Raw genomic sequence first — 10675 nt, forward strand, 5'->3', positions numbered from 1 at the left:
GGCGGGCCCATTTTTTACAGCTGGGGAGTGCGGAAACTGCCGTCCGGCTCCGGCTGCCAGTCGTGCACGGCCGTCACGGCGGTCACCGGGATCGGCGCGTACAGGTGGGGGAACTGCATGCCGCCCGGGTCCGGCGGGTCGCCGTCCTCCCAGACCATGGGCAGCGTGTCGTCGAGCACGAGGAGCACCAGGTCGGTGCGTCCCCGGGCCAGCATCGTCGCCGGGATGGGGGCCTGCTCCGGGGTCGAGCAGTGGATGAAGCCCTGGGTCGCCAGGGACTCCGCGCGATAGGTGCCCGTCTCGAGCGCCGCTTCCCAGTCGGCGCGCGGGCAGAAGTGAACGATCAACCCTTCTCCAGATACTCGGCTCGTTCCTCGTCGACCAGGGCGGCCACCGAGGCGGCGAGCGCCGGGAACCGGGCCAGCGACGGATCGTCGCCGACCAGGTCGTTCGCCTCGGCTCGGGCGTCGGTGATCAGTTTGGCGTCCCGCAGCAGCGAGAGCAGCCGCAGGTGGCTGTGCTTGCCGGACTGCGACGCGCCGAGCACGTCGCCCTCGCGGCGCTGTTCGAGGTCGAGCTCGGCCAGCTTGAACCCGTCGGTGGTGGAGGCCACGGCGTCGAGCCGGTCCCGTGCGGGTGTGCCCTCCATGGCCTCGGTGACCAGCAGGCAGATGCCCGGTGCCGAGCCCCGCCCGACCCGCCCGCGCAGCTGGTGCAGCTGCGAGACACCGAACCGGTCCGCGTCCATGATGATCATGACGGTGGAGTTCGGCACGTCCACGCCGACCTCGATGACCGTGGTCGCTACCAGCACGTCCAGGTCCCCGGCGGCGAAGCTGCGCATCACCGCGTCCTTCTCGTCGGCGGGCAACCGGCCGTGCAGGATCCCGATCCGCAGGCCCCGCAGCGGGCCCTCCTCGAGCAGCGGCGCCACGTCCAGCACGGCCAGCGGCGGGCGGCGGGCCGGTTCGTTGTCGCCCGGCGGCTCGCCGTCCTCCTCGGAGCCGGCGACGTCGCCGATCCGCGGGCACACGACATACGCCTGGTGGCCGGCCTTGACCTCCTCGCGCAGCCTCCGCCAGGCCCGGTCCAGGAACGCGGGGCGTTCCGGCGGCACCACGTGCGACGCGATCGGCGAACGGCCCCGGGGCAGCTGGGACAGCACCGAGGTCTCCAGATCGCCGTACACGGTCATCGCGACCGTCCGCGGGATCGGCGTCGCGGTCATCACCAGCACGTGCGGCGGCTGGGCGGCCTTCGCGCGCAGGGCGTCGCGCTGCTCGACCCCGAAGCGGTGTTGCTCGTCCACCACCACGAGGCCGAGGTCCTTGAAGTCGACACCCTCGTAGAGCAGGGCGTGCGTACCGATGACGATCCCGGCGGTGCCGTCCGCGACCTTGGCCAGCGCGGCCCGGCGGGCCGCCGCCCCCAGCGAACCCGTGACGAGGGTGAGCTGGGTGCCGTTCGGGTCGCCGTCGATCTCCCCGGCCCGGCCGAGCGCGCCGAGCTGCGCGCCGATGCTGCGGTGGTGCTGGGTGGCGAGCACCTCGGTCGGCGCCAGCAGCGCGGCCTGTCCCCCGGCGTCGACCACCTGCAGCATCGCCCGGACCGCGACGAGCGTCTTGCCGGAACCGACCTCGCCCTGCAGCAACCGGTGCATGGGATGCGACCGCGCCAGGTCGGCGGCGATCTCCTCGCCCACCCGGGCCTGCCCCTCGGTCAGCTCGTAGGGCAGGCTCGCGTCGAACGCCGACAGCATCCCGGCCTCGCTGCGGGGCCGGGACCGTCCGGGGTCCTGCGCGGCGCGGGCCTTGCGCTGCACCAGAGTCAGCTGTACGGCGAAAGCCTCGTCCCACTTCAGCCGGTATTTCGCTTTGTACAGGTCTTCCTGGGAGCTGGGACGGTGGATCTCGTGCAGGGCCTTGCCGATGCCGATCAGGTTCCGGGTGGCCCGCACGGTGCCCGGCAGCGGATCCTCCGGGGCCTGGAACGTGTCGAGGACGGTCCGCACACACTTGGCGATCGTCCACGTCGGCACGGCCGCCGCGGCGGGATAGACCGGGATGAACGCACCGGCGAACTCCTCGATCTCCTCGGCCGCCTCGTCCTCGGTGGCGTCGGCCTTGAGCAGTTGATAGGCGGGCCCGTTGAGCTGCCGCTTGCCCCGGAAGTCGGTGACCTTGCCGGCGAACAGCCCCCACCGGCCGGTCCGCAACTCCCGCTCGCGCCACGCCTGGTTGAAGAACGTGCAGGTCAGCGTCGCCCCGGAACCGTCCCCGATGGTGATCTCCAGCATCGTGCCACGGCGCTGGCGCATCGGGCGTACCGAAGTGTTCTTCACCTGGGCCAGCAGGGTGACCTGCTCGCCCACCTCGAGCTGACGCAGGTCGGTGTGCTCGCCGCGCTCGTCGTAACGGCGCGGGAAGTGGTAGATCAGATCCCCGGCCGTGTGCAGATCGAGGTGATCGGCCAGCGCCTTCGCGGTCTTGTCCCCGAGCACCTTCTTCAAAGGGGTTCCGGTGGTGGTCGGAACGGTCTCGGTGGTCGTCTCGGTCATTCCACTCCAACCAACAGGTGGTAACGGGGCTGCCCGCCCGCATAGCACTGCAGTTCCACGAACGGCCACGTCTGGGCGAGGTGCCCGCGCAGCGCGTCCTCCAGCTCACCCGGCGCGTCGGCCCCGAGCACCAGCGTGACCAACTCCCCGCCGCCGCCGAGCATCCGGTCGAGCAGCCGCCGGCAGACCTCGTCGAGCCCACCGCCGATGACGTTGACCTCGCCATCCACCAGCCCGATCAGCTCACCGGGCCGGCACCGGCCGGCCACGGTGAGCGCTTCCCGGGCCGCGGTCGTGACCTCGCCGTACCGGCAGGCGCCGGCGGCCTCGGCCATCGCGATGACGTCGTCGTCGAAACGCCGCCGCTGATCGCGGACCGCCAGCGCGGCCAGCGCCTGCACCGGCGACCGGGTGGGCACCACGCTGACGCGTACGCCCTCGGCGGCGGCCTCCCGGGCGGCGGCATCGGCCACGGCGTGGGTGTTGGCGTCGTTGGGCAGCAGCACGACCTGCTCGGCCCGGGTGCCGACGATGGCGGCGAGCATCTCGGCGATGGACGGATTGCGCCCGACGACCACGGCCCCCTCGGCGGCGAACAGCTCGGCGAGCCCATCCCCGGCGGCAACCACGACGGCACACCGCTCCGGCCCAGCCCGGCGGTCGGTCTCGGCCCGGCGGTCGGTCTCGGCCCGGCGGTCAGAATCGGTTCCCAGATCAGGGCCGGTTCCCAGATCAGGGCCGGTTCCCAGGTCAGAATCGGTTCCCAGGTCAGGGCCGGTTCGCGGGTCGGGCACGGTTCGCGGGTCGGGCACGGGACCGGGATCCGGCGGGGTGCCGGGCGCCGGGACGACGGCTCCGGGCGAGTGCGGGCGTTCGGCCAGCCGGGTCACCGTGATCCGGTACGGGCGGCCCGCCTCGACACCGGCCTCGACGGCCGCACCGATGTCGTCGACGTGGACGTGGACGTTCCAGGTCGGCGGCTCGCCCTCCCCCGTGCCCACGATCACGAGCGAATCCCCCAGCCGGTCGAGGATCGCCTTCAGCCCCTCGACCGCGGCGGGCTCGGCATCGAGCAGATACTGCACCTCGTAACCGAACCCACCGCCGGCCGCGACCGACTCGGGCGACGAGGCGACGGCGAGCGGCCGCGGTGCGGGGGTGAGGGCGTCGGGAGCGTTCGGGGTGAGGGCGTCGACGAGCGCGTCGAGCAGGACGACCAGGCCGCGGCCGCCCGCGTCGACCACTCCGGCGCGGGCCAGGACGGGCAGTTGCTGGGGGGTACGGGCCAGCGCCTCCGCCGCGGACCGGGCCGCCGCGCGGGCGACGGCCAGCAGGTCGTCGGACTTGATCCGGCCGGCTCCCTCGGCCGCCGCGGCGACCACGGAGAGCACCGTGCCCTCGACCGGACGGGCGACCGCGGCATACGCGGCCTCGCTGGCGGTCTTGAGGGCCCGGGCCAGGTCGTGGCCGCGCACGGTGACCGTGGTGGCGAACGTGTCGGCCATGCCCCGCAGGATCTGCGAGACGATCACGCCGGAGTTGCCCCGGGCGCCGAGCAGGGCGCCGCGGGCCATCCGGCGCATCACCCGCCCCAACCGGGTCTCCCGGCCGGGCGTGGCATCGCGGGAGTCGGTCTCGTCGGCGTCCAGGGCCTCCTGGGCCGAGGTGAGGGTCAGCACGAGGTTGGTGCCGGTGTCGCCGTCCGGGACCGGATACACGTTGAGTTCGTCGATCTCGTGCTGGTGGACCCGCAGCGCGGCCAGCCCAGCGCCGCACCAGCGGCGTACGGCGGCGGCGTCCAGGGTTTCCAGCACACGAAAAGCCTACTGACCACGTGTGACAATTGCCGGGCCGCGCTCCCGCCAGGGGCGATTCGCTGTACCGCCGGGGCATCGGGTAACCTGGCTGGGTTGCCCGGGTGCAATCCGTCCCGGCAACCCTCAGTTCGCAGCTGGTGTGAAGTTCCGACGCCGGCGTATCAATCCTTGGAGTACCCCGTGGCTAGCGTGTGCGACGTCTGTGGCAAGGGACCGGGCTTCGGCCACAACGTGTCCCACTCGCACCGGCGGACCAACCGCCGCTGGAACCCGAACATCCAGTCGGTGCGCACCCCTGCCGGTGGTGGCAACACCAAGAAGCTCAAGGTCTGCACCTCGTGCATCAAGGCCGGCAAGGTTGTGCGCGCCTGACGCGCACGCCTGCACCAGTACGGCTGACCGCCGGGCCCGCTAGGACCCGGCGGTTATCTGTGTCCTACAGAGCCTTGGCGTACGACAGCACGCCCTCTTCACCCTTGTAGTACCCGAAGTCCTCGATGCGTTCGTAGCCACACTTCTCGTACAGTGCGATCGCTTCGGGTTGTTTGTCGCCGGTCTCGAGGATCACCCGCTCACGGCCGCGGGCCCGGGCCGACTCCTCCAGCGCGGTGAGCACCTGCCGGGCCACTCCCCGGCCCCGGGCCGCTTCGACCGTGAACATGCGCTTGAGCTCGGCGTCCGGGCCGTGCGCCCGCCAGCCCGCGCAGCCGATCAGGGCCCCCGAGGCATCGGACGCGACGAGGAAAGCCCCGGCCGGAGGCGCGAAATCGGCCGCCGCCACCGGGGTGTCGTCGCCGCTGCCTCCGTACCGTCGGCTCAGTTCTGCCATCGCCAGCGCGATGAGTGCCTGCACCGCCGGCTCGTCGAAACGAGCCTCGCGGATGTTGATGGTTTCCACGACGGGCCAGGCTAACGGAAGTGATCCCAGCCCATGCCGCCCTGCCAGGGCTTTCGGTCGACCGTCACACCGGTGCCCTCGTGCACGGCCCCGATGACCCGCCACGGCTCGGGCAGCTCCACCCCCGGCGGGAACGTCGCGGCGAGGGCGTGGTCGTCGCCACCGGCCAGGAGCCAGACGTACGGGTCGACGCCCAGCGCCGAGGCCGCGTCGCGCATCTGATCGGGGACCTCGAACGCGTCGCGGTGCAGGTCGATGCCGACGACACTGGCGGTCGCGACGTGCGCGAGGTCCTGCAGCAGGCCGTCCGAGATGTCGATCATCGAGGTGGCGCCGAGGGCGGCCGCCGCCGGTCCCGCGTCGTAGGGCACGGCCGGGCGGCGATAGGCCTCGACGAGCACCTTGGGCGTGCGGAAGCCCCGGGACAGGACCGTGTAGCCGGCCGCGCCGTACCCCGTACGCCCGGCGAGGGCCACCACGTCTCCCGGCTGGGCGCCGCTGCGCAGCACCGGAGCCCGGCCACCGAGGTCTCCGAGCGCCGTCACGGCGATCGTCAGCGTCGGGCTGGACGACATGTCCCCACCGACCACGCTCGCGCCCACCAGCGCGGCCTCGGCCGACAAGCCGCCAGCAAGGTCCTCGGCCCAGGTCACATCGAGATCCTTGGGGACGCAGAGCGCCACCAGCAGGGCGGTCGGCCGGGCACCCATCGCCGCGATGTCGGCGAGGTTGGCGGCCGCGGCACGATGGCCGACGTCGGTGGCACTGCACCAGTCACGGCGGAAGTGCCGGCCCTCGACCAGGACGTCCGTGGACGCGACGGTCCGGCCGTCCGGACTGGCGACCACCGCGGCGTCGTCCCCGGGGCCGAGCAGGCTTGACGGGCTGGACCCGAGTCGCGCCGTTATCCGGGAGATGAGCCCGAATTCTCCGGCCTCCGCGATGCTCACTGTCCACCGTTCCTTCCCAGAGAAGCGCCCAACCAGGCGCTACCAGCGATGCGCGCAGCAAGGACCGCGCTGCGTACTGTAGTTTCACGTTCTAGTCGCCCTCGGCGGCGGATAGGAGTCGATCGTGGTTCAGGCATACATCCTCATCCAGACGGAGGTCGGAAAGGCCCGTGACGTGGCCGCCGCGATCGACAAAATTCAGGGCGTCGTCCGGGTGGACGCGGTGACCGGGCCCTACGACGTGGTCGTGCTGGCCGAAGGGCATACCGTCGATGAACTCGGTCGGATGATTGTGAGCAAAATCCAGTTCGTCCCGGGTATCACCCGTACCGTCACGTGCTCCGTGGTAAACCTCTGACCCATGGTCGACCAGGCAGTTGAGGACAAGACAACCCGACGGGCCGCACTCTGGGCAACCGTGGTGGCCGTACCCGTGGCCCTGTTGGTCGCTCTGGGGATTTTCTTCCTGGTCATCCCGGACTCGTCGGAGCCGGCCGCGGACCCGGTGGTGACGCAGCCCTCGGCGCTGCCGAGCACCCCGGTGGAGATGGCCGCGCCCGCGCTCAGCGCCCGCCAGGCCGAGGTCTGCCTGGCGGTGACCTCGCAGCTGCCGGCCAAGGTGCGTGACCTGGCCGCCCGCAAGGTGAGTGCCGGGCCGGAGCAGAACGCCGCGTACGGCGAACCCGCGCTCACCGTGTCGTGCGGGGGTGTGCAGCCCACGACGTGCAAGACGATGGATCAGGCCGGGTCGGGGTGCGTGCCGATGGACTCCGAGCTGATGAACATGAACCGGGTCTGCTGGTATGCCGACGCGAAAGCCGAGGCGACCGCTTTCACCACGATGGACCGCGAGGTCCCGGTGACGGTGACCGTGCCGAGGCAGTACGACCAGCCGGCCCAGTGGGCGAACGAGTTCTCCGACATCGTCGTGGAGACGGACAAGTCGCTCGCCCAGGGCGTTCCGTACGGCTGCGTCTGAGCGTCAGTGCAGGCCGGTGCCGCGGCGCAGCGCGGTGCGGATCAGCCGGTCCACGACCTTGGGGTATTCCAGGCCGGTCGCGGCCCACATCAGCGGGAACATCGACGTGGCGGTGAAGCCGGGCATCGTGTTGATCTCGTTGAGATAGATCTCGTCGTCGGCGGTGACGAAGAAGTCGACCCGGCCCAGACCTGCGCAGTCGAGCGCGGTGAACGTCCGGCAGGCGTACTCGCGCACCTTCTCGGCCACGTCCGGCTTGAGGTCCGCGGGAAGTTGGTACGGCGTGCCCTCGCCGAGGTACTTCGCCTCGAAGTCGTAGAAGTCGTCGCCGGACGCGTTCACCAGGATCTCGGCGAGCAGCGACGCCTCGGGCGCGCCGCCGGCCTCGCCCTCCAGCACGCCGCACTCGATCTCCCGGCCCACGATCGCGGCCTCGACCAGCACCTTGGGGTCGATCTGCCGGGCCTCGGCGATCGCCACGTCCAGGTCGGCCCAATCGGAGACCTTGGTGATCCCGTACGACGACCCGGCGCGCGACGGCTTCACGAAGACCGGGAGTCCGAGCCGCTCCTTGTCCTGCTCGGACAGCGACGCCCCGGCCCGCAGCACCGCGTACGGCCCGACCGGGATGCCCTCGGCGGCGGCGAGCTTCTTGGTGAATTCCTTGTCCATGCCGGCCGCCGACGCGAAGACGTTCGCCCCCACGTACGGGATGCCGGCCATCTCGAGCATGCCCTGGATCGTGCCGTCCTCGCCGTAGGCGCCGTGCAGCGCCGGGAAGACCACGTCCACGCCGGCCAGCGCGGCCACGCCCCCGGCGGGCTCGAGGACCATCAGGCCGTCGGCGGTGGGGTCGGCCGGCAGCACCAGCGCCTTGCCCGACGCCGTGGTGATCTCCGGCAGGTGCCCGCCCTCGATGGCGAGCGACTGCGGGTCGTCGGCGGCCAGGACCCACGCACCGTCACGGGTGATACCGACCGGCACCACCTCGTACTCGTCGGGGTCGAGCGCGGCCATGATGCTGCCGGCGCTGACCGCCGAGATGGCGTGCTCGGTGCTGCGGCCGCCGAAAACGATCGCTACCCGGGTTTTGCGAGGGGTCGCCATGGAAAAGGCCTCTCGTTGCCGCTCGATAGCCGCACGGGGCGGCCGGGGTCACATCGGGGGTGACCCTACTCTCCGTAGACAACTTTGCGATGACGGCGGGCTCAGACGCGCCTCACATGGACAGCGAGTCCATGCGACCAACACTCTCTGTGTTTTATCCGAGCGCTGAGCGCCGGATCGCGACCTCGTGCAGCTCCTGACGGGTGAGCCGGCCGACCAGCGCGGTCACGGCCAGAGACACCAGGATCGCCACCGGGTACGGGATGAAGCGCACCATGAGCTGGCCGTCCCCGTCGAGCGTGAAGAGGATCTCGGCGACCGCCGCCGGCAGCAGCGCGGGGATGAGGAAGATCAGGCCACCCCTGGTCCCGTACCGGTAGAAGCCGCTCGTGGCCGCGGCCCCCGTCACGAACGCCGCCATGCAGGAGATCAGGGTCAGCGCGAATTCCCGCAGCGCGATCGACGCGGAGAAGCCGGTGCCGCCGTGCAGGGCGTACTCGATGCCGTGCCCGAGCGGCACGACCACCGCGTAGAACACCGCCCCCATGACCCCGATCAGCGCCGCCCCGGCCAGGAAGTCCCGCCGGGTGATGCCACTTGCGACGAACTGCCGCAGGTGCACGGCGACCGTCACGCACCCCACGATGCCGAGCCAGTAGCGGAACGCGGTGGTGAAGAACATCCACATGCCGGGCGCGGGATCGGTCACCCGCGAGGCGATGATGTCACCGACGATCACACCGGTGATCAGGACGGCCATGAACCCGGTCAGCACCGGCCGGTAGTTGCGCCAGAGACCGGCGAGGACAAGACGTCGCGGATTCATCGTGCTGCCTCCATGGTGCGCTCGGACCCGGTGAGATGGACGAAGAGATCCTGGATGCCGACCTGGGCCAGGCTCAGCCCGGCCCGCTCGGCCTGCTGCCGTTCCCCGGCCCCGAGTTCGCCGTAGAGCGTGACCTGCCGGCTGCCGCCGAGCCGCTGCTCGCTGAGCACGGTGCGTCCCGCCGCGAAGAGGTCCACCGCCTCGGCCGGCCCGGTCACCGCGACACCCCGGGACCGGAACGTGTCGGTGTCCTCGTGCACCAGCACCCGCCCCCGGTCCATGACGACGACTTCTTCGAACAGGTCGGCGACCTCGTCGATCAGGTGTGTGGAGACGATGAAGGTGCGCGGCCGTTCGAGATAATCGGCGAGCAACTCACGGTAGAAGAGCGCCCGGACAGCGGCGTCCATGCCGAGGTAGGCCTCGTCGAGAATGGTGAGCGACGTCCGCGACGCCAGCCCCACGACAACGCCCAGGCTGGAACGCTGACCACGGGAGAGGCCCCCGACCCGCTTCCGTGGGTCCAGCTCGAACAGGTCGGTCAGTTTCGCGGCGTAGTCGGCGTCCCAGCTCGGCCGCAGGCAGGCGTGCAGCTTCAACAGGCTGCCGACCCGGTCGCCCTCGTTCGCGTCCAGGGCGTCCCGGACAAAGACGGTGTCCCGCATGAAGGCGGCATTCTCGAACAGTTCCGCGCCGTCGACGGTGATGCTTCCGGAATTCGCCTTCCGGTACGCAGCGAGCACGCTCAACAGGCTCGTCTTGCCGGAGCCGTTGCGGCCCAGCAACCCGTAGATCTTCCCCGGGGCCAGATCCATCGTGACGGCATCGACGGCAACCGTGTCGCCGTACCGGACAGTCAGGTCGCGTATCGAGATCATCAGGTGCTCCCGTCGATGTACTTCTTGATTTCCTCCATCGAGACCCCGACCATCCGGGCCTCGTTCAGCATCGGGTCCACGACGTCGGCGAAGAATCGTTCGCGTCGCTGGTCCCGTAACTTCGTGCGGGCATCCGGGCTGACGAACATCCCGATGCCCCGCTTGCGATAGATCAGCCCCTCCTCGACCAGCCGGGCGAACGCCTTGGCAGCGGTCGCCGGATTGATCTGGAAATAGGCCGCATATTGATTGGTGGACATGATTTGCTCGTCCCCCTCGAGCGATCCGCGAAGGACGTCTTCCTTGATGGTGTCCGCGATCTGCAGGTAGATCGGGCTGCGGTCATCAAGCACCTGATCCCCCTCCTACGCCCCGGTCCACTGCGGCAGCTCGCCACTGCACCGCCGTGCCGGTTCACCGCTGCAGTGGTTCATCGGTTCTGTGGTTCATTACTCATGTAACGAACCATAGAACCAACGAATCCGTGGGCGCAAGCGGGAGTTCGGCGGCGCGTGCTCGCGGGCCGGCGACCGGCCGGCGACCGGCCGGGGCCGGGGCCAGCCGGGACCGGGGCCAGCCGGGACCGGGGCCAGCCGGGACCGGGGCCAGCCGGGACCGGGGCCAGCCGGGACCGGGGCCAGCCGGGACCGGGGCCAGCCGGGA

12 protein-coding genes are annotated in these 10675 nt (G+C 70.8%); 3 read left to right on the forward strand and 9 right to left on the reverse strand.

Annotation, left to right across the window (positions count from 1 at the left end; translation table 11 throughout):
• Positions 1-14 precede the first annotated feature (14 nt).
• The 3 genes from ACIA6A_RS04210 to ACIA6A_RS04220 are packed head-to-tail and all read right to left on the reverse strand — an operon-like array spanning position 15 to position 4371.
• Positions 15-347 (reverse strand): DUF952 domain-containing protein, encoded by a 333-nt coding sequence (locus ACIA6A_RS04210; RefSeq protein ID WP_396095922.1) that lies wholly within the window; start codon positions 345-347, stop codon positions 15-17.
• On the reverse strand, positions 344-2557 hold the full coding sequence (gene recG, locus ACIA6A_RS04215; protein ID WP_396095923.1) for an ATP-dependent DNA helicase RecG: 2214 nt from the start codon (positions 2555-2557) through the stop codon (positions 344-346). The genes ACIA6A_RS04210 and recG overlap by 4 nt, the downstream gene beginning before the upstream one ends.
• Entirely contained in the window at positions 2554-4371 is a 1818-nt protein-coding gene (locus ACIA6A_RS04220) for a DAK2 domain-containing protein (protein ID WP_396095924.1), read from the reverse strand. The genes recG and ACIA6A_RS04220 overlap by 4 nt, the downstream gene beginning before the upstream one ends.
• Positions 4372-4554: 183 nt before the next feature.
• Here ACIA6A_RS04220 and rpmB point away from each other — a divergent pair, with 183 nt between their 5' ends.
• On the forward strand, positions 4555-4746 hold the full coding sequence (rpmB, locus tag ACIA6A_RS04225) for a 50S ribosomal protein L28 (protein ID WP_023561910.1): 192 nt from the start codon (positions 4555-4557) through the stop codon (positions 4744-4746).
• A gap of 64 nt (positions 4747-4810) precedes the next feature.
• Here the strand turns inward: rpmB and ACIA6A_RS04230 are convergent, their stop codons facing one another.
• Both ACIA6A_RS04230 and ACIA6A_RS04235 read right to left on the reverse strand, forming a co-directional pair.
• Positions 4811-5272 carry a GNAT family N-acetyltransferase gene (locus ACIA6A_RS04230; protein ID WP_396095925.1) on the reverse strand — a complete coding sequence of 154 codons (462 nt, stop codon included), beginning with the start codon at positions 5270-5272 and terminating at the stop codon, positions 4811-4813.
• Positions 5273-5283: 11 nt separating this feature from the next.
• Complete coding sequence (locus ACIA6A_RS04235; protein WP_396095926.1) at positions 5284-6222, reverse strand: thiamine-phosphate kinase; 939 nt, start codon at positions 6220-6222, stop codon at positions 5284-5286.
• Positions 6223-6346: 124 nt separating this feature from the next.
• Between ACIA6A_RS04235 and ACIA6A_RS04240 the strand changes: the two genes are divergently transcribed.
• Both ACIA6A_RS04240 and ACIA6A_RS04245 read left to right on the forward strand, forming a co-directional pair.
• Positions 6347-6580: an Lrp/AsnC ligand binding domain-containing protein gene (locus ACIA6A_RS04240; protein WP_396095927.1), complete on the forward strand. Its 234-nt coding sequence runs from the start codon at positions 6347-6349 to the stop codon at positions 6578-6580.
• A 3-nt stretch (positions 6581-6583) separates the two neighbouring features.
• Positions 6584-7201, forward strand: coding sequence for a DUF3515 family protein (locus ACIA6A_RS04245; protein WP_396095928.1), 618 nt, complete (start codon positions 6584-6586; stop codon positions 7199-7201).
• Between the two features lie 3 nt (positions 7202-7204).
• Here ACIA6A_RS04245 and ACIA6A_RS04250 read toward each other — a convergent pair whose 3' ends face one another.
• The 4 genes from ACIA6A_RS04250 to ACIA6A_RS04265 all read right to left on the reverse strand — a co-directional run bounded on the left by ACIA6A_RS04250 (position 7205) and on the right by ACIA6A_RS04265 (position 10365).
• A complete protein-coding gene (locus ACIA6A_RS04250) occupies positions 7205-8308 on the reverse strand; it encodes a D-alanine--D-alanine ligase family protein (protein ID WP_396095929.1) in 1104 nt (367 codons plus the stop codon).
• A 154-nt stretch (positions 8309-8462) separates the two neighbouring features.
• Positions 8463-9134: a twin-arginine translocation signal domain-containing protein gene (locus ACIA6A_RS04255; protein WP_396095930.1), complete on the reverse strand. Its 672-nt coding sequence runs from the start codon at positions 9132-9134 to the stop codon at positions 8463-8465.
• Complete coding sequence (locus tag ACIA6A_RS04260) at positions 9131-10012, reverse strand: ATP-binding cassette domain-containing protein (RefSeq protein WP_396095931.1); 882 nt, start codon at positions 10010-10012, stop codon at positions 9131-9133. The genes ACIA6A_RS04255 and ACIA6A_RS04260 overlap by 4 nt, the downstream gene beginning before the upstream one ends.
• The gene (locus tag ACIA6A_RS04265) at positions 10012-10365 is read right to left on the reverse strand and encodes a GntR family transcriptional regulator (RefSeq protein ID WP_396095932.1); all 354 of its coding nucleotides are present in this window, start codon (positions 10363-10365) and stop codon (positions 10012-10014) included. The genes ACIA6A_RS04260 and ACIA6A_RS04265 overlap by 1 nt, the downstream gene beginning before the upstream one ends.
• Positions 10366-10675: the final 310 nt, after the last annotated feature.

This window comes from Actinoplanes sp. NPDC051494 (assembly GCF_044454705.1).
In the GTDB taxonomy this organism is placed as follows: Bacteria; Actinomycetota; Actinomycetes; order Mycobacteriales; family Micromonosporaceae; genus Actinoplanes.

What these genes read in the sequence shown, in the direction of transcription:
- recG (WP_396095923.1), bottom strand. Translation starts at nt 2,557, where the DNA reads ATGACCGAGACGACCACCGAGACCGTTCCGACCACCACCGGAACCCCT.
- ACIA6A_RS04245 (WP_396095928.1), top strand. Translation starts at nt 6,584, where the DNA reads ATGGTCGACCAGGCAGTTGAGGACAAGACAACCCGACGGGCCGCACTC.
- ACIA6A_RS04250 (WP_396095929.1), bottom strand. Translation starts at nt 8,308, where the DNA reads ATGGCGACCCCTCGCAAAACCCGGGTAGCGATCGTTTTCGGCGGCCGC.
- ACIA6A_RS04255 (WP_396095930.1), bottom strand. Translation starts at nt 9,134, where the DNA reads ATGAATCCGCGACGTCTTGTCCTCGCCGGTCTCTGGCGCAACTACCGG.
- ACIA6A_RS04260 (WP_396095931.1), bottom strand. Translation starts at nt 10,012, where the DNA reads ATGATCTCGATACGCGACCTGACTGTCCGGTACGGCGACACGGTTGCC.